Raw genomic sequence first — 19,512 nt, forward strand, 5'->3', positions numbered from 1 at the left:
GTCCGCACCCGGCGCGTCCTCCTGACCAGGGACCCCGCCGTACATCTCAGGGGGGACACCACCCGTCCGGCGTACCCCTGCGACGGTACGCCGAGGACCGCTCCGCCGCGTGACGCGCCGCGGCCCCCCGTTTCCTAGCCTCGTCTGTCATGGAAGCAACCATCGAAGTCCGCGACCTGCGCAAGCGGTTCGGGACGGCACCGGCACTGGACGGGATGACCTTCACCGTCACCCCCGGGCGGATCACCGGTTTCGTCGGGCCGAACGGCGCCGGCAAGTCCACCACCATGCGCGTGGTCCTCGGCCTGGACGCCGCCGACTCCGGCACCGCGCTGATCGGCGGCCGCCCCTACCGCGAGCTGCGCAACCCGCTCTCCCACGTCGGCTCGCTGCTGGACGCCGGCGCGCTCCAGCCCAGCCGCAGCGCCCGCGGCCACCTGCTGTGGCTCGCGCACTCGCAGGGCCTGCCCGCGCGCCGCGTCGACGAGGTCGTCGAGCAGGCCGGCCTGCGGCAGGCGGCCCGCCGCAAGGCGGGCGGCTTCTCGCTGGGCATGCGCCAGCGGCTCGGCATCGCCGCCGCGCTGCTCGGCGACCCGCCGGTGCTCGTCATGGACGAGCCCTTCAACGGCATGGACCCCGAAGGCATCGTGTGGATACGCGGTCTGCTGCGGTCGCTCGCCGCCGAGGGCCGCGCGGTCCTGGTCTCCAGCCATCTGATGAGCGAACTCCAGGACACCGCCCACCACCTGCTGGTCGTCGGTCGCGGCAAGGTCATCGCCGACACCGGGGTCGCCGAGCTGATCGCGGCGGCCTCCGGCGACCGGGTCGAGCTGCGCACGACCGAGCGGGTCCGCGCCATGACCCTGCTCACGCAGGCCGGCGCCACCGTCGCGGCCACCGGCGGTGACACCCTCACCGTCGCCGGTCTGGCCGCCGAGCAGGTCACCGCGCTGCTCGGGCGGGCCGACCTGCCCTTCTCCGAAGTGAGCGCGCACCGCGCCACGCTGGAGGAGGCATACATGGAACTGACCCGCGACGCCGTCGAATTCCGGTCCGGAGGTGCGCTGTGACCGCGCCCGCTCCAGGGACCACGACCCCCTACCGTTCCCCGCAGACGCCCGGCCGGGACGGCTTCCTGCCGCTGCTGCACGCGGAGTTCACCAAAATCCGGACGGTACGAGGCTGGGTCGTCGGCCTCCTCGTCGCGGCAGTCGTCACCGTCGCCGTGGGCCTGCTCGGTGCGGCGGGCAGCAGCATCGTCTGCAACGGCCCCGACGGCGGCGCGTGCGACCACACCGCGCTCACCGGCCCCGGCGGTGTGGAGGTCCGCGACGCCCTGACGTTCGTGCACCGCCCGCTCACCGGCGACGGCTCCGTGACCGCCCGGATCACCTCGCTCACCGGCCGCTACGCGCCCGGGGGCCACGCCGAACCGGGATCGGGCAGCAGCGGGCTCGCCTCCGGCGTGCAGCCCTGGGCCAAGGCCGGTGTCATCGTCAAGGACGGTACGCAGCCGGGCTCGGCGTACGCCGCGGTCGCGCTCAGCGGCGCGCACGGCGTGCGGATGCAGTACGACTACACCCACGACGTGGCCGGCCTGCCCGGCAAGGTCACCACCGCTTCCCCCCGGTGGCTGCGGCTGACCCGCAGCGGCGACACCCTCACCGGCTACGACTCCGCCGACGGCACCCACTGGACGCGGATCGGCACGGCGCGGCTCGCCGGGCTTCCGGCCACCGTGCAGATCGGGCTGTTCACCACCTCGCCGGAATACGTCGTCACCAGCCGCTCCGTCAACGGCGCCTCGGTGGACGGCGGCCCCAGCACCGCGACCGCCTCCTTCGACTCGGTCACCGTGCGGGGCGCCGCGGGCGGTGACTGGACCGGCGACACCGTCGGCGGCGGTCCCGACCAGGACCCCGACCTGGGCTACCGGCAGTCCGGCGGCACCTACACGCTCACCGGCAGCGGGGACGTCGCCCCGCTCGTCCACGGCCGCGACGAACCCGGCAAGTCCGTCGAGGACTGCCTCATCGGCGCCTTCGCCGGGCTCGTCGTGGTGACGGTCGTTGCCGCGATGTCGGTCACCGCCGAATACCGCCGCGGGCTGATCCGCACCACCTTCGCGGCTGCGCCCCGCCGCGGACAGGTGCTGGCGGCCAAGGCCGTCGTCGTCGGCGGGCTGTGCTTCGCCACCGGACTGGTCGCGTCGCTGGCAGCGGTGTGGCTCGTCGAGGCGGTCGAGAAGCACAAGCACTTCCCGCTCCACCATCTGGCCGCCGGAACCGAGATGCGGGTGGTCCTCGGCACCGCCGGGCTCTTCGCCGTCACCGGCGTCCTGGCGCTGGCCGTCGGCACGCTGCTGCGGCGCAGCGCGGGCGCGGTCACCGCGGTCGTGGTCGCCATCGTGGTGCCGTACATCCTCGCGGTCTCCGGGATGCTGCCCACCGGCCCGTCCCGCTGGCTCACCCGCGTCACCCCCGCCGCAGCCTTCGCCGTCCAGCAGAGCGCCCACCAGTACGCGCAGGTCACCGCGGACTACTCACCCGGTGACGGGTATTTCCCGCTCGACCCGTGGGCCGGATTCGCGGTGCTGTGCGGCTGGGCCGCCGCCGCTGTCGCGCTCGCCGCGGTGCGCCTGCGCCGGAGGGACGCGTGAGCGCGCTGCGGCAGGCGGTGCACGCCGAGTGGACGAAGGTCCGCACGCTGCCCGGCCTGCTGTGGCTGGCGGCCGCGGTCGCGGTCGGCACGGTGGCCGTCGGCGCGGCAAGCGCGGTGGCGGTGCACTGCGGGGCCGCGGCCGGAGCGGTGTGCGGGCAGGACCCGGCGAAGGCCGCCCTGGCCGGCGTGCAGGCCGGCCAGGCCGGGGTCGCGGTGCTCGCCGTGCTGCTCATCGGATCGGAGTACGGCACCGGGATGATCCGGGTGACCCTCGCGGCGGTGCCGCGCCGGGGCACCGTCCTCACGGCGAAGGCGGCGGTGCTCGGCGCCCTCGTGCTGGCCGCCGGGACCGTGGCCGTGGCCGGCTCGCTGCTCGCCGGCGGGCTCATCCTGCCCGGGCACGGCTTCACCGGCTTCTCGGCCGCGCACGGCCCGGTGCTCAGGGCTGCCGCCGGCTCGGTGGCGTACCTGGTGCTGGTCGGGCTGCTCGCCCTGGGCCTGGCCACCGCGGTACGGGACTCCGCCGCTGCGGTGGGGGCCGTGCTCGGGCTGCTCTACCTCTTCCCGATCATCGCCTCCGTGGTCTCGGACCCGCAGTGGCACGAGCGCCTCCAGAAGGTGGGGCCGATGACAGCGGGGCTCGCTGTCCAGACCACGCTCTCCGGGGCGGAGGCCCCGATCGGGCCGTACGCCGGGCTCGGCGTTGTCGCGGCCTGGGCCGCGGCCGGGCTGGCGGCCGGGGCTCTCGCCCTTCGGGCGCGGGACGCCTGACCCGCCGCGACGCCTCGTGAGCTGTGCTGCGGGCCTTCCGCCGGTGGGGGCCGCTCGCGCGGTTCTCCCCCGGAGCTTCGCGTGGGAGGTACCCCCCACGCGCCCCCTTCGGCCGCGGGCCGGCGCGGGAGGTGTCCGTCGCCGTCCTCCCCCGGGCGCGCGGTTGCCCACGCCCCCCGCGGGGCGCTCAGTGGAGCTGGGAGCGCCAGCCTTCCGGGACGCGGTCGGCGGGGCCGGGGGTGGGCTGGGTCGTGGGGTGGCTCAGGGGCGGAGCGAGGTCCGGGCCGTCCTCGACGTAGCTCTCGGTGCGGTAGTTCCAGAACCAGTCCTCACCCGGCTCGTACGAGCGGATCACGTCGTGGCCCGTGGCCGCCGCGTGCGCACTGGCGTGCTGCGCCGGGGAGCTGTCGCAGCAGCCGACGTGGCCGCAGGACGCGCACCTGCGCAGGTGCAGCCACCAGCCGCCGGCCTTGTCGCATTCCGCGCAGCCGTCGCCGCTCGGCGGGACCGACGGGTCGATGCCAGGAGTGGGTGGGGTGGTCATGAGGCGGACTCCTCGGTGTCGGGGGACTGAGCGGTGAGCGGCAGCCGCACCCGGAAGCGGGTGTTGCCCGGCTCGGACTCGACGTCCAGGTCGCCGTGGTGCTTGTTGACCACGATCCGCCAGGAGATGTCGAGCCCGAGCCCGGTGCCCTGGCCCACCGGCTTGGTGGTGAAGAACGGCTCGAAGATCCGCTGCCGGATCTCCGCCGGGACCCCGGGACCGGTGTCCAGGAAGTCCACCACCAGCCTGCCGTGGTCCCGTGAGGTGCGCACGGTGAGCGTGCCCGAGCCGTCCATCGCGGAGACCGCGTTGTCGATCAGGTTCGTCCAGACCTGGTTGAGCTCGCCGGGGTAGGCGGGGATCCGCGGCAGCGAGTGGTCGAACTCCCGCACCACCCGCACCTCCGGCCCGATCTTCCCGGTGAGCATCTGCAGCGTGCTGTCCAGCAGCTCGTGGATGTCGACCACCTGGAAGGGCGCCCGGTCCAGCTGCGAGTACTGCCGGGCCGCGTTGACCAGCCCGGACACCCGGGTCGTGGAGTCCTCGATCTCGTTCATCAGCAGCTCGGTCTCGACGGTGTAGTTGAGCCACCGCACCGCGCTCTCCAGCAGTTCGGCGTCCACGGCGGCCGCGACCTGCTCCAGCCACTCCTCGTCGAGCCCGGCCTGGACGAAGACCGGCGCGAGGTCCCAGCCGCCGCCGATGCCGTGTGCGTCCAGCCAGTCGGCGACCGCGTCCTCCTGGTCGGAGGTCTCCAGCGGACTCAGTTCCTGCGCCTTGGTGATCCGCTCGACGGCCCGCTCCTGCACCTGGATCAGGGTGTCGAGGTCGGACTGCCGGTAGGGGCCGCCGGCCAGGACCTTGAGCTTGTGGCGCATGCCGGCCACCCGGTCGCGCAGCGCGGAGGTGGCGCGCAGCGCGGCGGTCGCCGGGTTGTTCAGCTCGTGCGTCAGGCCCGCGGACAGCGAGCCCAGCGCGAGCAGCCGCTCGCGCTGGCTGACGACCTGCTGGAAGGTCTGGTTGCCGAAGAAGAGCCCTTCCAGCAGGTGCACCGCCATCGGGAACCACTCCCGGACGATGCCCGCGAACTCGTCGGCGGCCAGCACGAAGAAGCGGGACGGCCCGGTCACCCGCAGCGAGTTGGTGTAGAGCTGCGGCACCCGGTCGCCCAGGTACGCCTGGAAGGCCCCCGCGTAGACGCCCCGCATCGACGTGCGGTTGACCTCCACGTCGTCCGCGCCGACCCGCCGGGACGTCACGACCGTGCCCTCCAGCAGCACGTAGAAGCACGTGGCCGGGTCGCCCTCGGCGTAGACCGGTCCGGGCTCGAAGGACTCGATGCGGCCCGACGCGCACAGCCGGTCCAGCTGCTCGTCCGACAGGTGCTCGAAGAGGAAGAGCGAGCGCAGCTCCTCCGGGTTGCACGGCAGCGTCGCGGTCACAGCCCCTCCAGGTAGCGGTGTACGAGCATGACGGCCATCGCGCCCTCGCCGACCGCGGACGCGACGCGCTTGGCGGACTCCGCGCGGACGTCGCCGGCCGCGAAGACCCCCGGCACGCTGGTCTCCAGGTGGTACGGGGGCCGGTCCGGCTCCCACCCGGCCGGGCGCTCGCCCTCGGCGGCGAGGTCCGGGCCGGTCAGCACGAAGCCGTGGGTGTCCCGGCGGACGATGCCGTCCAGCCAGTCGGTGCGTGGCGCGGCCCCGATGAAGACGAACAACCGCTGGGCGTCGGCCATTTCGGTAGCGCCGGTGGCGGTGTCGCGCAGCGTCAGGCCCTCCAGGTGGTCCTCGCCGTGCGCGGCCGCCACCACGGTGCCGGTGCGCACCGAGATGGTGGGGATCGCCGCGATCTGCTGGATCAGGTAGTGCGACATGGACGCCTCCAGCGAGGGCCCGCGCACCAGCAGCGTCACCGACTTCGCACCGCGCGAGAGGTAGACGGCCGCCTGCCCCGCGGAGTTGGCGCCGCCGACGATGTAGACGTCCTGGTCCTCGCAGCCCGCGGCCTCGGTCAGCGCCGAGCCGTAGTAGACGCCCCGGCCGGTGAGTTCGGCGATGCCGGGCACCTCCAGCATCCGGTAGGCGACGCCGGTGGTGAGGATGACGCTCTGCGCGGAGACCGCGGAGCCGTCCGCGAAGCGCACGGTGCGCGTCGGCCCGCTCACCTCCAGGCCGGTGACCTCGCACGCGGTGAGCAGCTCGGCCCCGAAACGGGTGGCCTGGCGGCGGGCCCGGTCGGTGAGCTGGGCGCCGGAGACGCCGTCGGGGAAGCCCAGGTAGTTCTCGATCCTGGCGCTCTGCCCGGCCTGCCCGCCGGTCGCGGTGCGCTCCACCAGCACCGTGTTGAGGCCCTCCGACGCCCCGTAGACCGCCGCGCCCAGCCCCGCGGGCCCGGCGCCGATCACCACCAGGTCGTAGAACTCCTCGGCGGGCGTCGTCGCCAGCCCCACCTGGGAGGCGAGGTCCTGGTCCGACGGCTCGACCAGCACGTCGCCGCCGGGGGCGATGACCAGCGGCAGCCGCATCCCGTCGTGCCCCGCGGCGTCGAGCAGCCGGCGCCCCTCGGCCTGGTCGGAGAGATACCAGCGGTACGGGATCTGGTTGCGGGCCAGGAACTCGCGCACCCCGGAGGAGCGGGCCGACCAGCGGTGGCCGACCACCTTGGTCTCCGGCACCGGGCGGTGGTCGGAGGTCAGCCAGCTCTCCAGCAGGTCGTCGACCACCGGGTAGAGCTTCTCCTCCGGCGGGTCCCACGGCTTGAGCAGGTAGTGGTCCAGGTCGACGACGTTGATCGCGTCGATCGCGGCGCCCGTGTCGGCGTAGGCGGTGAGCAGGATCCGGCGGGCGCCGGGATAGACGTCCATGGCCTGTTCGAGGAATTCGATGCCGTTCATCTGCGGCATCCGGTAGTCCGCGAGGATCACCGCGACCAGGTCGCCGCGCAGCTTCATCTGCCGCAGCGCGTCGAGCGCCGAGTCGCCCGACTCGGCCCGTACCACCCGGTAGCGCTCGCCGTAGCGCCGCCGGAGGTCGCGGGCGACCGCCCGGGAGACCCCGGGATCGTCGTCGACGGTCAGCAGTACGGATCGGCGTGTGCTCTCCGGCGTTGTCATGGATATCCCGTCCCCGTCCGCGGCCTGCGCGTTTCGCTCCGCGCAGCTCCGCCGTTCAGCCTAGTGTGATCATCGGACCCCTGCAGTGCGTGGCCCTCCGGTGTGCGGGGTGATCGCCGAGCGCGTAATCTCCTCCGTCTGACGTCAGGGGGACGAGATGCGGGTGGGGAGTGCCGCGGCGGCCGCGGCGGTGGCGCTGTGCGCCGCGGTGACGGCGGCGGACGGCGCGGGCGCGGTGGCCGGCGGGCCGGTGCTGGCGAAGGGCGAGGTGCAGGCGGAGGTCGACGCGGCGCTCGGGCAGGCGGGCATCCACGACGACGGCACGATGCGTGTCATCAACCTGTACTCAGAGTACTGGAGCGGGCACAAACCGCGGCCGGAGTGCCTCCTCGACCCGAAGCCGCTGCCGGCCTCGACCGCTCAGACGGACCGCCTGCTGGCGGGCCTGGAACGGGCCGGCTGGCGCCGCGCGGAGCCCCCGAAGACCGCCGCCGACGGCCGGGTCGTCAACACGTCCCTGCACCGGGGCGGCTGGCACCTGACGGTCTCGCGTGTGTCGGTGTCGGCCGCGGCGGACAGCGGAAGCGTGACGGTCGCCGGCCTGCGGCCGGACTGCTGAGCCGTAGGGCCCGCGCGCCGCGCCGTACGGCCGCGCTTGCGCTATAGCGCACTTCAACTCCTAGCCTCGACGGCATGACTACACCGCAGAAACCGATCGGCTCGGGCTTCGGCGCCCACAGCACCGCGGACGAGGTCCTGGACGGCATCGACCTGACCGGCAAGCTCGCCCTGGTCACCGGCGGCTACTCCGGTATCGGCCTGGAGACCACCCGCTCGCTCGTCAAGGCCGGCGCGAACGTCGTGGTGCCCGCGCGCCGTCCCGAGACCGCCCGCGAGGCGCTCGCCGGTCTGCCGGGCGTCGAGTTCGACGAGCTGGACCTCGCCGACCTCGACAGCGTCCGCGCCTTCGCGGACCGCTTCCTGGCCACCGGACGCGACCTCGACATCGTCATCGACAGCGCCGGGATCATGGCCTGCCCGCAGACCCGGGTCGGCCCCGGCTGGGAGCTGCAGTTCGCCACCAACCACCTCGGCCACTTCGCCCTGGTCAACCGGCTGTGGCCGGCAATCGAGCGGGGCCGTGGCCGGGTCGTCTCGGTCTCCTCGGGCGGCCACCACAACTCGCCGATCCGCTGGGACGACCTGTGGTTCGAGCGCGGCTACGACAAGTGGCAGGCCTACGGGCAGTCCAAGACCGCCAACGTGCTCTTCGCCGTGCAGCTCGACGCGCTGGCCCGCGACCGCGGCGTGCGCGCCTTCGCCCTGCACCCCGGCGGCATCCTCACCCCGCTCCAGCGGCACCTGGCGAAGTCCGAGATGATCGAGCGCGGCTGGATCGACGAGACCGGCAAGGTGCTCAACCCGGGCATGTTCAAGTCGCCGCAGGAGGGCGCGGCCACCCAGGTGTGGGCGGCGACGTCCCCGCAGCTCGACGGCCTCGGCGGGGTCTACCTGGAGGACTGCGACATCGCCGTGCCCGGCGAGGACGACGGCACCCGCGGCGGCGTACGCGACTACGCCGTCGACCCCGAGCAGGCCGCCCGGCTGTGGGCGCTGTCGGCCGAGCTGACCGGCGTGGACGCCTTCGCCGCCTGACGCACCCCGCCCCTGCCGCGCCGAACGGGTGAAGACCCGCCCGTCGGCCCGGCCGGTGGCGGGAGCGGGGGCCGGCGCGCTGGATGCTGGGGCCGACAGACGTCCGCGCCGGGCCGCGGACCCGCCCGCCGCCCGGGCGGCGCCCCCCCCGCGCCGGGCCCCGACGCCACCGGAGGCCGACCCTGCTGGTGCTCTGCGTGCTCTTCGCGCTCATCGGGGCGGCCAGCAACGCCACCGGGACGGTCTTCCAGCGCAAGGCCGCGCTGGCGGTCCCGCCGGGGGACGCGCTCAAGCCCCGGCTGATGATGGACCTGGTGCGCCAGCCGGTGTGGCTGCTGGGCATCGGCGGCGTGGTCGGCGCCGCGCTCTTCCAGGCGCTCGCCCTCGTCATGGGCCCGCTCGCGCTCGCGCAGCCGGTCTTCATCCTGGAACTGCCCTTCGCGCTGCTGATCGCGCTGCCCGTGCTGCACCGCACGCTGCCGAGGGCGGGCTGGGTCTCGGTGGCCTGCATGGTCGCCGGGCTCGTGATCGCGCTGGCGAGCGCGGCGCCGGACGGCGGGCATCCGCAGGCGTCGATGGCGCGCTGGATCCCGGCCCTGGCGCTGTGCCTCGCGGCGATCGGCTGCACGGTCGGGGCCGCGCGGCACCGGCGCTCGGGCGCGGGTCGTGCCGCCCTGCTCGGCTCCGCCGCCGCGGTCGGCAACGCGCTGACGGCGGCGCTCATGAAGTCGGCCGCCAACACCTTCTCCGACGACGGCTTCGGCGCGTTCCTGACGGCCTGGCAGACGTACGGTTTCGCGGTGTGCGGGGTGGCCGCGGTCTTCCTGCTGGAGAACGCGCTGCAGGCCGGCTCCATCGCCGCCTCGCAGCCCGCGCTGACGCTCGGCGACGCGACCGTCAGCCTGCTACTGGGGATCCTGGTCTACGCCGAGCACATCCGCACCGGCTGGTGGATCCTGCCCGAACTGGCCGGCGTCGCACTGGTCACGACCGGCACCCTGCACCTCTCCCGGGCGGTCCCGCTGACGGGCGAGCTCAACACTTGAGCGATTCACAGCCGTGAACCCGGGATGCGTGGACGGGCCCCGATCTCAGCGGCTCGGTCAAGGGCCGGCTCCCACCGCCCGCGGGCGTCGCCGGGCCCCCTCCGCCCGGCGCCGCCCGCGGGCCGGTCTCACGGCCGCCGCACCGCCAGGCGCAGCGTGAGGATCTGGAAGGGGCGCAGCCGCAGCCGGACCCCCGAACCCGCGACCTCGTGGCTGCCGTCGTCCGGCAGCGGCCGCTCCAGCAGATCGGTCACCACCGCGGAGCCGAGCGCGAAGGACGGCGTGAGCACCGCCGCCACCCGCCGGCCGCGCGCCTCGTAGAGCCGTACGACCACGTCGCCGGAACCGTCGTCGGCGAGCTTGACCGCGGAGACCACCACGCCCTCCTCGTCGAGGGCGACCAGCGGCGCCACCACCGCGCTGCCCGGCACCGCCCGCTCCGGCAGGTTCAGGTGGTAGCCCTCGCGTACCGCGTCGCCCGGCTCGACGCCCACCACCAGGGCGTACCGCAGCGTGTGGACGCCCTGGTCGGCGTCCGGGTCGGGGAAGCGGGCGGCGCGCAGCAGGGTGAGCCGCACCGTGGTGGTCGTGCCGCCGTCCGGGCGGACGTCACGGGTGATGTCGTGGCCGTACGTCGAGTCGTTGACCAGCGCCGCACCCCAGCCGGGCTCGCCGACGTGCAGGTAGCGGTGCGCGCACACCTCGAACTTCGCCGCGTCCCAGCTGGTGTTGGTGTGCGTGGGCCGCTCCACCTGCCCGAACGGGATCTCCGCGGTCGAGTGCGCGGCCCTCACGTCCAGCGGGAAGGCCGCCTTGAGCACCTTCTCCCGCTCCCGCCAGTCCACGACCGTCGCCACGTCCAGCCGCCGCGCGCCCCGCTCCAGCGTCAGCACCTGCTCGATCCGCGACGCGCCGAACGTGCGGACCACCCGCACCCCGCCGTCCACCGCCGCGACCTCGTCGGCCTCGGTGAGGTCGCGCACGGTGTTGCGGTAGAAGGCGTCCAGATCCCAGGCGTCCCACCGGTTGGGGAAGTCCTGGTGCAGCTGCAGCAGGTTGGCCGGGGAGCCCGGGGCCAGCGCCTCGCGGCCGGCCGCGATGTCGTGGACCGAGGTGACCAGGCCGCGCGCGTCGACCGCGACCCGGATCAGGCCGTTGTCCAGGACGAAGCCGTCGCCGTCCGCGACCGGCGGGGTGCGGCCGGGCGGCGCGGACCGCGGCGCCGCGCCGAGCGCGGGGACGCCGCCGCGGGCGTGCGGGGCGGCGTTGAAGACGACCTCGCCCCCCTCGTCGGGCCCGGCCAGCGCGCCCAGCGCCCGTCCGACGATCTCCTCCAGCGCGGCCGCGAGCTCCCGGTGCGTCTGCTCGGCCTCCCGGTGCACCCAGGCGATCGACGTGCCCGGCAGGATGTCGTGGAACTGGTGCAGCAGCAGCGTCTTCCACAGCCCGTCCAGCTCCCGGTACGGGTACGGGGCCCCGGTGCGCACCGCGGCCGTCGCCGCCCACAGCTCCGCCTCGCGCAGCAGGTGCTCGCCCCGGCGGTTGCCCTGCTTGGTGGCGAGCTGGCTGGTCAGCGTGCCGCGGTGGAACTCCAGGTACAGCTCGCCCACCCACACGGGGGCGTCGGTGTGCTCGGCGAACGCCTTCGCGAAGAATTCCGCGGGCGCCTCGACCGCCACCCGCGGCGAGCCCTCCAGGTCCGCCAGCCGGTCGGCGCGCGCCATCATCTCCCGGGTCGGCCCGCCACCGCCGTCCCCGTAGCCGAACGGCACCAGCGACCGGTCGGTGCACGCCTTCTCCCGGAAGTTCCGCTCGCTGCGCGCCACTTCGGCGCCCGACAGGTCGCTGTTGTAGGTGTCGACGGGCGGGAAGTGGCTGAAGATCCGGGTGCCGTCGATGCCCTCCCACCAGAAGGTGTGGTGCGGGAAGACGTTGGTGGTGTTCCAGGAGATCTTCTGGGTCAGGAACCAGCGCACCCCGGCGAGCTTCATCAGCTGCGGCAGCGCCGCGTTGTAGCCGAAGGTGTCCGGCAGCCACATCTCCTCCGTCTCGACGCCGAACTCCTCCAGGTAGAAGCGTTTGCCGTGGACGAACTGCCGCACCAGCGACTCGCCGCCGGTGATGTTGGTGTCCGGCTCCACCCACAGGCTGCCGACCGGCAGGAACTGCCCGGACTTCGCCTTCTCCACCGCCCGCGCGAAGACGTCGGGACGGTGCTCCTTGAGCCATGCGAGCTGCTGCGCCTGCGACATCACGAAGCGGAAGCCGGGGTGGTCGTCCATCAGCTGCGTGACGTTGGAGACCGTACGGGCCACCTTGCGCACCGTCTCGCGCAGCGGCCACAGCCACGCGGAGTCGATGTGGCTGTGCCCGACCGCCGAGATGCGGTGCGCGGCCGGGCCCGCGGGCGACGCCAGTGCCGGGGCCAGCACCGCACGCGCCGCGGCCGCCGTGCCGGAGACGTCCTGGAGGTCGACCGCGTCCAGCGCCCGCTCGATCGTGCGCAGCAGCTGCCAGCGCCGGGTCGCCTGCTCCGGCAGCTCCGCCGCGAGCTGGCCGAGCACCTCCAGGTCGTGGACCAGCTCGAACACCCCGCGGTCGAAGACCGCCAGATCCGCCCGGCGCAGCTGGTAGAGCGGCTCGCCGGCCGGGCCCTCCGCGCCGGTCAGCCACGGCGCCCGTGCGCCGGCCTGCGTCGGGTGGAAGGTCAGCAGCTCCGGCCCGGACTGCATCACCAGCGGGTTGGCGGCGGCCTCGATGTAGTACGCCACCTGCTCGCCGCCCACCGCGGCCGCCGCGACCGGGACATGGCTGTTGCGCGGGTTGAGAGCCTTGACCGCGGTGCCGTCCGCGCGGTGGACCAGGCCCTCGGCGGAGAAGCCCGGGTCGGTGAAGCCGAAGCCCAGGTCGACCACCGCCTCCACCGGCAGCCCCGCCCACTCCTGCGGGATCCGGCCGCTGACGCGGAACCAGCTGGTCGACCAGGCGGGCCCCCAGCGGTCGCCGACCCGCGCGGGCGCGTAGTCGGCGGCGAGGCCCTCGGCGACCGTGACCGGTTCGCCGGGTACGTGCCACACCTCGACGTCCAGCGGCACGCACCGGGCGTGCACCGCGGGCCGCAGCCGCTGGCTCAGCACGCGGTCGAGCCGCTGCTCGATGATGGTGGGGTCGGTGTGCATGGCGGAGCCTTCCCGTGCGTCGGGCGAGTCGGAGGTCGTACGGGCAGGTGCGTCCGGCCGGCAGAGCAGGCGGCGATCGCCGGGTCAGCCCTTGAGGGCGCCGCCCAGGGCGAAGCCGCCGCCGAGCTTGCGGGCCAGGACGAGGTAGAGCATCACGACGGGGACCGAGTAGACGATGGAGAATGCGGACAGCTGGCCGTACTGCGTCTGATCGTGCGCGCTGAGGAAGGTGAAGACGCTCACCGACGCGGGCAGCTTCTCCGGGGAGAGCAGCAGGATGAAGGGGACGAAGAAGTTGCCCCACATCCCGATGAAGGTGAAGATCGTCACCACGATCACGCCGGGCCACATGAGCGGCAGCACGATCCGCCACAGCACCTGGAGGGTGCCCGCCCCGTCGATGCGGGCGGCCTCCTCCAGCACCAGCGGTACGCCGTCCATGAAGTTCTTCATCAGCCAGATCCCGAACGGCAGCGCCGCCGAGGCCAGGAAGAGCGTCGTGCCCGGCATCGAGTCGATCAGGTTCACCTGCACGAACATGCTGTAGACCGGGATCATCACCGCGGTGATCGGCAGCCCGGTGCTGAAGAGGACGGTGTAGAGGAAGGGCCGCCGCATCCGCGACCGGTAGCGCGACAGCGGGTAGGCCGCCAGCACCGAGCACACCACGCACAGCACGGTGCCGCCGCCGCACAGCAGCAGGCCGTTGAGCATCGGCCGGTAGGTGATGTCGTTGTCCAGGATCCGGCGGAAGTTCTCCCCGGTGGGCGACGGCACCGACAGCCGGAAGTCGGCGTGCGCGTCGACCGACGCCAGCAGCATCCACAGCAGCGGCACCAGGTAGAGTGCCGAGAAGGCCAGCAGTCCCGCGTCGACGGCGGCCCGGCCGGTGAGCCGGCGCCGCCGGCGGGTGCGCTCCGCCGCGCGGCGTCCGGCGTCCGGCCGGACCCGTACCGCCCGCAGGTGTTCGGTGGCCGCCATCAGTCCTCCTCGACCTTCAGCATGCGGATGTAGACCACCGAGAACAGCGCCCCCACCGCCAGCAGCACCAGCGCGACCGCGGTGCCGTAGCCGATCAGGCTGCTGGTGAAGGCCTGCTGGTACATGAACACCGGGAGCGTCTCGGCCTTGTTGCCCGGGCCGCCGCGGGTCATGGTCCAGATGAGCCCGAAGACCGAGAGGGTCTGCAGGGTGATCAGCATCAGGTTGGTCGTCACCGAGCGGCGGATCACCGGCAGCGTCACCCGCCACAGCCGCTGCCAGGGCCCGGCCCCGTCCACCTCGGCCGCCTCGACCAGCTCCTGCGGAACGTCGTCGAGCGCTGCCGAGTACACCAGCAGGGAGAAGGCGGTGCCGCGCCAGACGTTGGCCAGGCACACCGCCAGGATCGGCAGCGTGTACAGCCAGTTCTGCCGCGGCAGTCCGAGGCCGTGCAGGATCGCGTTGAGCGAGCCCTGCTGGAAGAAGAACGCGTACATCAGATAGCCCGCCACCACCTCCGGCAGCACCCACGCGGAGATCACCACCGTGCCGGTGATCGCCCGCACCGGCCGTGAGGCCTTCCGCATCAGGACCGCCAGCGCCAGCCCCAGGGTGTTCTGCCCGACGACGGCCGAGCCGATCACGAAGACCAGCGTCAGCCGCACGGCGTTGGTGAAGTCCGAGTCGTGGAAGGCGCGGCTGAAGTTGTCCAAGCCGATGAAGTGGGTGCCCGAGGAGCCGGTCAGCTGCATGTCGGTGAAGGCGTAGTAGACGCAGTACGCGACCGGTCCGGCCATGAACACCGCGAGCAGCACCAGCGCGGGCAGCAGCGGCATGCCGCGCAGCAGGCCGGACACCGCCCGGCCGCGACGCGGCCGGGCGGCGGGGGCCGTGGTGGCGGTGGCGGTCACTGCGCGCCCTGGACGGTCTTGTCGCCGCCGACCGCGGTCCTCACGTCGCTGTCGTAGGTGGACGCGGCCTTGCCGACCGAGGCCTGGCCGGTCGTCACCGACTCCATGGCCTTCTGGATCGCGCTGGAGACCTGGGTGTACGCGGGCACCCCGGGCCGGTAGTACGTGTCGGGGACCAGCGAGGTGAAGAACCCGTTGGTGGGCAGCGCCTTGAGGTACTCCGGGTCGGAGGCGACGTCGGTGCGCACCGCGATGGTGGCGTTGACGCTGTTCCACCGAGCCGAGTTGGCCCTGCTCTCCAGGAACTGCGTGAACTTCCACGCCAGATCGGGGTTCTTGGCCTTCGCCGGGATCGACCAGGCCCAGCCGCCGGACATGCTGACCTTGCCGCTGCCCTGGCCGTTCTGCGTCGGCATGTAGGCCATGCCCATCGTGCTCTGCCACTGAGGCCACGGCTTGGGGCCGGTGCGGATCCAGCTGTTGGGCATCCACGAGCCGTCGAGGTCGATCGCGAGCTTGCCCGACGGGATCATCTCGGTGCCCACCGCCGCCTGGATGTTGGCGCCCAGCGCCTGCTGCGGGGAGGGGCCGAGGCCCTCGCCGTACACGGTGTGCAGGAAGTCCAGCGCGTCCGTGAAGCCCTTGCTGCCGACCACCCACTTGCCCTGCTTGCTGTCGTACAGCGCGTCGTCGGCCGCCGGGGTGCCGTACAGCAGCATCTCGAAGCCCTGCATCGACGATGCCTCGCCCGCCGCGACACCGGTGTAGACGTTCAGCGGTGTCACGCCGGGCAGCGCGGACTTGACGGTACGGGCGGCCGTCAGCACGTCCGCCCAGGTCTTGGGCTGCCACGGCACGGGGATGCCGGCCTGGGCGAAGAGCTGCTTGTTGTACCAGAGGCCGCGGGTGTCGGTGTTGTCCGGCACCCCGTAGGTCTTGCCGTCCGAGAACTTCATCGCGGCCTTCGCGGGGGCGGCGAAGGCGCTCCAGTCCTGCCAGGTCTTCAGATAGTCGTCCAGCGGCCGCAGATAGCCGCTCGCCACGTCGGAGTTGATCGTCGCGGTGTCCTCGTAGACCAGGTCGGGCGCCGTCGCGGGGGAGCGCATCATCAGCTGGATCTTGGTGTAGTAGTCGTTCTCGCTCGCGGTCACCGGGACGAGCTTGACGGTGGTGCCGGGGTTGGCCTTCTCGAACTGCTCGACCATCGGGCCCAGGAAGTCCGCCTGGATGTGGTTGCTGTTGTTGAGCTGCTGCTGGTAGACGACCTTGATCGTCTTTCCCGATGCCCCGGAGCCGGAGCCGCACCCTGACAACGTTGCCGCGCTCACGGTGGTGAGGACCGCGGCGGCAATCACCGCTCGACGTCTCGTTCGCACGCTTGACCTCCGGTGAAGGGCCAGATTCGGTCCGCGGCGCGGCGGACCGCACCGGGGGCCGCCCGGTCGGGCCCGCCCCCGATCAGCAGGGCGCACAGCCCTGGCATGACGGCGAAGCTAAATCCAATGGATTGAGTAAGTCAACGGATCCGGCAGGTAAACTTCGCCCGCGACCGCCCCGGGGAAGGCGGCGCCGGGGGCGTGCAGAAAGGCGGGGAGCAGTGACACAGGGGACGAATCTTCCGCGGGTCGGCGGCTACAACCAGGCCGTGGTGCTCGACGCGATCCGCACCGCGGGGCCCGTCAGCCGCGTCGAACTCGCCCCGCTCACCGGCCTGACCAGCCAGACCGTCTCCAACGTGGTGCGCCGGCTGCTCGACGCCGGGCTCGTCTCCGAGTCCGGCCACGCCCCCTCCAGCGGCGGCAAGCGCCGCACCCTGCTGTCGCCGCGGCCCGACGGGGCGTACGCGGTCGGCGTGCAGCTCGACCCGGACGCCGCGGTGGTCGTCGTCGTCGACCTCGCCGGGGAGGTCCTCGCCAACCGCCGGGTGAGTCTGCCCGACGGGGCCGCCCCGGAGGAGGTCGTGCCGCGGGTCGCCGCCGCCGCCCGCCGGCTCACCGCCAAGGCGCAGGTCGACCCGGCGCGGCTGCTCGGCACCGGCATCGCCGCGCCCGGCCCGATCGACGGCCCCGCCGGAGCCGTCGTCTCCCCGCCCAACTTCACCGGCTGGGGCCGGGTGCCGCTGCGGGCGATGTTCGAGGACGCCACCGGCATGCCCGTCGCCATGGACAACGACGCCACGGCCGCGGCCATAGGGGAGCGCTGGATAGGCGGGCGCAAGCGCGCCGGGAGCTTCCTGTTCATCTACCTCGGCACCGGGGTCGGTGCCGGGATCGTCCTCAACAACACCGTGCTGCACGGCGACTCCGGCAACGCGGGGGAGTTCGGCCACATCGCCATCGCCGCGGACGGGCTGTCCTGCGACTGCGGCGGCAGCAACTGCGTCGGCCCGTACGTCAGCCCCGCCGGCGTCATCGGCGACCTCGTGCAGCGGCACGGGGCGCAGGCGGCCGCACGGATCGGCGTCACCGGCGCGGCGGCCGCGGTGCACCGCGACTGGAAGCTGCTGCGGCAGGCGGCGCGGGCCGCCGACCCCGCGGCCCTCGACGCCGTGCGCCGCGCCGGGCGCCGCTTCGGGCAGGCCGCGCGGGGGGCGGTCGCGCTGCTCGACGTCTCGCGCGTCGTGCTGGGCGGGGAGTCGATCCGCGGGATCGAGCACATCCTCTGCGAGGAGATCGACGCGGCCGTGAACGCGACGTCCGTCGCGCGGGTGATCCGGCGGATCGAGGTCGAGAAGAGCGTGATCGGCGACGCGGTGGGGGCGGTGGGAGCGGCGTCGCTCATCCTGCACGGGAACTATGCGCCGGGGTGGGGCATGCTCACGCGGCCGTAGGCCGGGGGAGGCGGGGGTCGCCCCTGCGCGGCGCGGGCGGCGGTTGGCCGCGGGACCGTTCCCCGGTGGGGGGTCGTGCCTCGTCACGGGCACCGACGTGGCGGGGCCCGCGCTGGTCCACGCCTCGGGCGGGGGAAAGTCCACGCCCGCCGGGCTGCCGGCGCGCTTTTCCGACCCGACCGGCGGCCGGGTCCGCCTCGACGGCGTCCGTGGTGCCGGCGGGCGGCCGGGTCGCCGGGGACCGCGCCCCGGCCGAACCGCGCGGGTGGCCCGGCCACTCACCCGCGGGGAGGGAGGACCTCGGAGTCAGGAAGCGGTGACCTCCGGGCGGTCGGGGTCCGCCCAGAGGGTGTGGAAGGTGCCGGGGCGGTCGACCCGGTGGTAGGTGTGGGCGCCGAAGAAGTCGCGTTGGCCCTGGACGAGCGCCGCCGGCAGCCGCTCCGCCCGCAGGCTGTCGTAGTACGCGAGCGCGGCGGCGAAACCCGGGGTGGGTACGCCGAGTTCGGCGGCGGTGCTCACGACCCGCCGCCACGCGCTCTGGGCGCCCCGCAGGGCGTCGGCGAAGTGGTCGTCGACGAGCAGCGTCGGCAGGTCGGGGCGGCCGTCGAACGCCGCGCGGATCCGGTCCAGGAACGCCGCGCGGATGATGCACCCCGCCCGCCAGATCGCCGCCACACGGCCCTGGTCGATGTCCCAGCCGTACTCCGCGCTGCCCACCGCGATCTGGTGGAAGCCCTGCGCGTACGCGATGATCTTCGACGCGTACAGCGCCTGCTCGACGTCCTCGGCGAAGCGGTCGTACGCGGCGCTGTCCAGCAGCGTCGGCGTGGGTCCCGGCAGCTCGCGCGCGGCGGCCCGCAGGTCGGCGTGGCCGGAGACGGACCGCGCGAAGACGGCCTCGGCGATACCGCTGACCGGCACGCCGAGGTCGAGCGCGGTCTGCACCGTCCAGCGCCCGGTGCCCTTCTGCTCCGCCTGGTCCAGCACGATGTCGACGAAGGGCCCGCCGGTGGCCGCGTCGGTGTGCGCGAGCACCTGCGCGGTGATCTCGATGAGGTAGGAGTCCAGGCGCCCCTGGTTCCAGCCGCGGAAGACCTCGGCGATGCGCTCGGGCGGCAGGCCGAGCGCGTGCCGCAGCAGGTCGTAGGACTCCGCGATGAGCTGCATGTCGGCGTACTCGATGCCGTTGTGCACCATCTTCACGAAATGCCCGGCGCCGTCCGGGCCGATGTGGGCGACGCAGGGTGAGCCGTCGTCGGCCTTCGCGGCGATGGCCTCCAGCATGGGGGACAGCGCCGCGTAGGACTCCGCGGAGCCGCCGGGCATGATGCTCGGGCCGTGCAGCGCGCCCTCCTCGCCGCCCGACACGCCGCTGCCGACGAAGTGGATGCCGCGTTCGCGGAGTGCCTGCTCGCGGCGGCGGGTGTCCGCGAAGTGCGCGTTGCCCGCGTCCACGATGATGTCGCCGGGCTCCAGCAGCGCGGCGAACTCCTCGATCACCGCGTCCGTGGGGGCGCCCGCCTTGACCATGGCGATGACGCGCCGCGGGCGCTCCAGCGAGGCGACGAACTCCTCGGGCGTCGCGGCGGGGACGAAGCGGCCCTCGCCGCCGAACTCCTCCACCAGCGCGCGGGTACGGGTCTCGGTCCGGTTGTGGACCGCGGTGACGTAGCCGTGCCGGGCGAGGTTGCGTGCGAGGTTGCGGCCCATCACCGCGAGGCCCGTCACCCCGATCTGCGCCGTGCCCTTGTTCTCGCCCTTGCCGGGCGTGCCGCCGCCCGCCGCCTGGTCCGTGGAGGCCATGGGTCCACCCTCTGC

15 protein-coding genes are annotated in these 19,512 nt (G+C 73.6%); 7 read left to right on the forward strand and 8 right to left on the reverse strand.

What is annotated here, in order from left to right:
• The first annotated feature begins 149 nt into the window (after window positions 1–149).
• From IH54_RS0122385 to IH54_RS0122395, 3 genes are read left to right on the forward strand one after another with little or no spacing between them, the layout of a single operon-like run.
• On the forward strand, window positions 150–1,070 hold the full coding sequence (locus IH54_RS0122385) for an ATP-binding cassette domain-containing protein (RefSeq protein WP_031519600.1): 921 nt from the start codon (window positions 150–152) through the stop codon (window positions 1,068–1,070).
• Complete coding sequence (locus IH54_RS0122390) at window positions 1,067–2,659, forward strand: ABC transporter permease subunit (RefSeq protein WP_234343703.1); 1,593 nt, start codon at window positions 1,067–1,069, stop codon at window positions 2,657–2,659. Before IH54_RS0122385 ends, IH54_RS0122390 begins: the two co-directional genes overlap by 4 nt.
• The gene (locus IH54_RS0122395; RefSeq protein WP_107060233.1) at window positions 2,656–3,432 is read left to right on the forward strand and encodes an ABC transporter permease; all 777 of its coding nucleotides are present in this window, start codon (window positions 2,656–2,658) and stop codon (window positions 3,430–3,432) included. Before IH54_RS0122390 ends, IH54_RS0122395 begins: the two co-directional genes overlap by 4 nt.
• 187 nt (window positions 3,433–3,619) lie before the next feature.
• Here the strand turns inward: IH54_RS0122395 and IH54_RS0122400 are convergent, their stop codons facing one another.
• From IH54_RS0122400 to IH54_RS0122410, 3 genes are read right to left on the reverse strand one after another with little or no spacing between them, the layout of a single operon-like run.
• Window positions 3,620–3,976, reverse strand: coding sequence for a UBP-type zinc finger domain-containing protein (locus IH54_RS0122400; protein WP_031519606.1), 357 nt, complete (start codon window positions 3,974–3,976; stop codon window positions 3,620–3,622).
• Window positions 3,973–5,418, reverse strand: a complete 1,446-nt coding sequence (locus IH54_RS0122405; protein ID WP_043181893.1) for an ATP-binding protein — start codon at window positions 5,416–5,418, stop codon at window positions 3,973–3,975. Before IH54_RS0122405 ends, IH54_RS0122400 begins: the two co-directional genes overlap by 4 nt.
• Entirely contained in the window at window positions 5,415–7,091 is a 1,677-nt protein-coding gene (locus IH54_RS0122410; protein ID WP_031519609.1) for an FAD-dependent oxidoreductase, read from the reverse strand. Before IH54_RS0122410 ends, IH54_RS0122405 begins: the two co-directional genes overlap by 4 nt.
• Before the next feature lie 157 nt (window positions 7,092–7,248).
• Here IH54_RS0122410 and IH54_RS0122415 point away from each other — a divergent pair, with 157 nt between their 5' ends.
• The 3 genes from IH54_RS0122415 to IH54_RS0122425 all read left to right on the forward strand — a co-directional run bounded on the left by IH54_RS0122415 (window position 7,249) and on the right by IH54_RS0122425 (window position 9,793).
• The gene (locus tag IH54_RS0122415) at window positions 7,249–7,710 is read left to right on the forward strand and encodes a hypothetical protein (protein ID WP_159011996.1); all 462 of its coding nucleotides are present in this window, start codon (window positions 7,249–7,251) and stop codon (window positions 7,708–7,710) included.
• Between the two features lie 74 nt (window positions 7,711–7,784).
• Entirely contained in the window at window positions 7,785–8,747 is a 963-nt protein-coding gene (locus IH54_RS0122420) for an SDR family NAD(P)-dependent oxidoreductase (RefSeq protein WP_031519613.1), read from the forward strand.
• A 182-nt stretch (window positions 8,748–8,929) separates the two neighbouring features.
• A complete protein-coding gene (locus IH54_RS0122425; protein WP_031519615.1) occupies window positions 8,930–9,793 on the forward strand; it encodes a DMT family transporter in 864 nt (287 codons plus the stop codon).
• A 128-nt stretch (window positions 9,794–9,921) separates the two neighbouring features.
• Here IH54_RS0122425 and IH54_RS0122430 read toward each other — a convergent pair whose 3' ends face one another.
• From IH54_RS0122430 to IH54_RS0122445, 4 genes are all read right to left on the reverse strand, one after another.
• Window positions 9,922–12,972, reverse strand: a complete 3,051-nt coding sequence (locus IH54_RS0122430) for an alpha-mannosidase (protein WP_031519617.1) — start codon at window positions 12,970–12,972, stop codon at window positions 9,922–9,924.
• An 84-nt stretch (window positions 12,973–13,056) separates the two neighbouring features.
• A complete protein-coding gene (locus tag IH54_RS0122435) occupies window positions 13,057–13,953 on the reverse strand; it encodes a carbohydrate ABC transporter permease (RefSeq protein ID WP_031519620.1) in 897 nt (298 codons plus the stop codon).
• Window positions 13,953–14,864, reverse strand: a complete 912-nt coding sequence (locus IH54_RS0122440) for an ABC transporter permease subunit (protein ID WP_031519623.1) — start codon at window positions 14,862–14,864, stop codon at window positions 13,953–13,955. The genes IH54_RS0122435 and IH54_RS0122440 overlap by 1 nt, the downstream gene beginning before the upstream one ends.
• Window positions 14,861–16,216: an extracellular solute-binding protein gene (locus tag IH54_RS0122445; RefSeq protein WP_420711796.1), complete on the reverse strand. Its 1,356-nt coding sequence runs from the start codon at window positions 16,214–16,216 to the stop codon at window positions 14,861–14,863. The genes IH54_RS0122440 and IH54_RS0122445 overlap by 4 nt, the downstream gene beginning before the upstream one ends.
• A 245-nt stretch (window positions 16,217–16,461) precedes the next feature.
• On the opposite strand from IH54_RS0122445, the gene IH54_RS0122450 reads away from it, so the two are divergent.
• A complete protein-coding gene (locus IH54_RS0122450) occupies window positions 16,462–17,694 on the forward strand; it encodes an ROK family transcriptional regulator (RefSeq protein ID WP_031519627.1) in 1,233 nt (410 codons plus the stop codon).
• 306 nt (window positions 17,695–18,000) lie between these two features.
• Here IH54_RS0122450 and gndA read toward each other — a convergent pair whose 3' ends face one another.
• Window positions 18,001–19,497, reverse strand: a complete 1,497-nt coding sequence (gndA, locus tag IH54_RS0122455) for an NADP-dependent phosphogluconate dehydrogenase (RefSeq protein WP_052397743.1) — start codon at window positions 19,495–19,497, stop codon at window positions 18,001–18,003.
• Window positions 19,498–19,512 lie beyond the last annotated feature (15 nt).

Source organism: Streptomyces sp. NRRL F-5123, from assembly GCF_000721495.1.
In the GTDB taxonomy this organism is placed as follows: Bacteria; Actinomycetota; Actinomycetes; order Streptomycetales; family Streptomycetaceae; genus Actinacidiphila.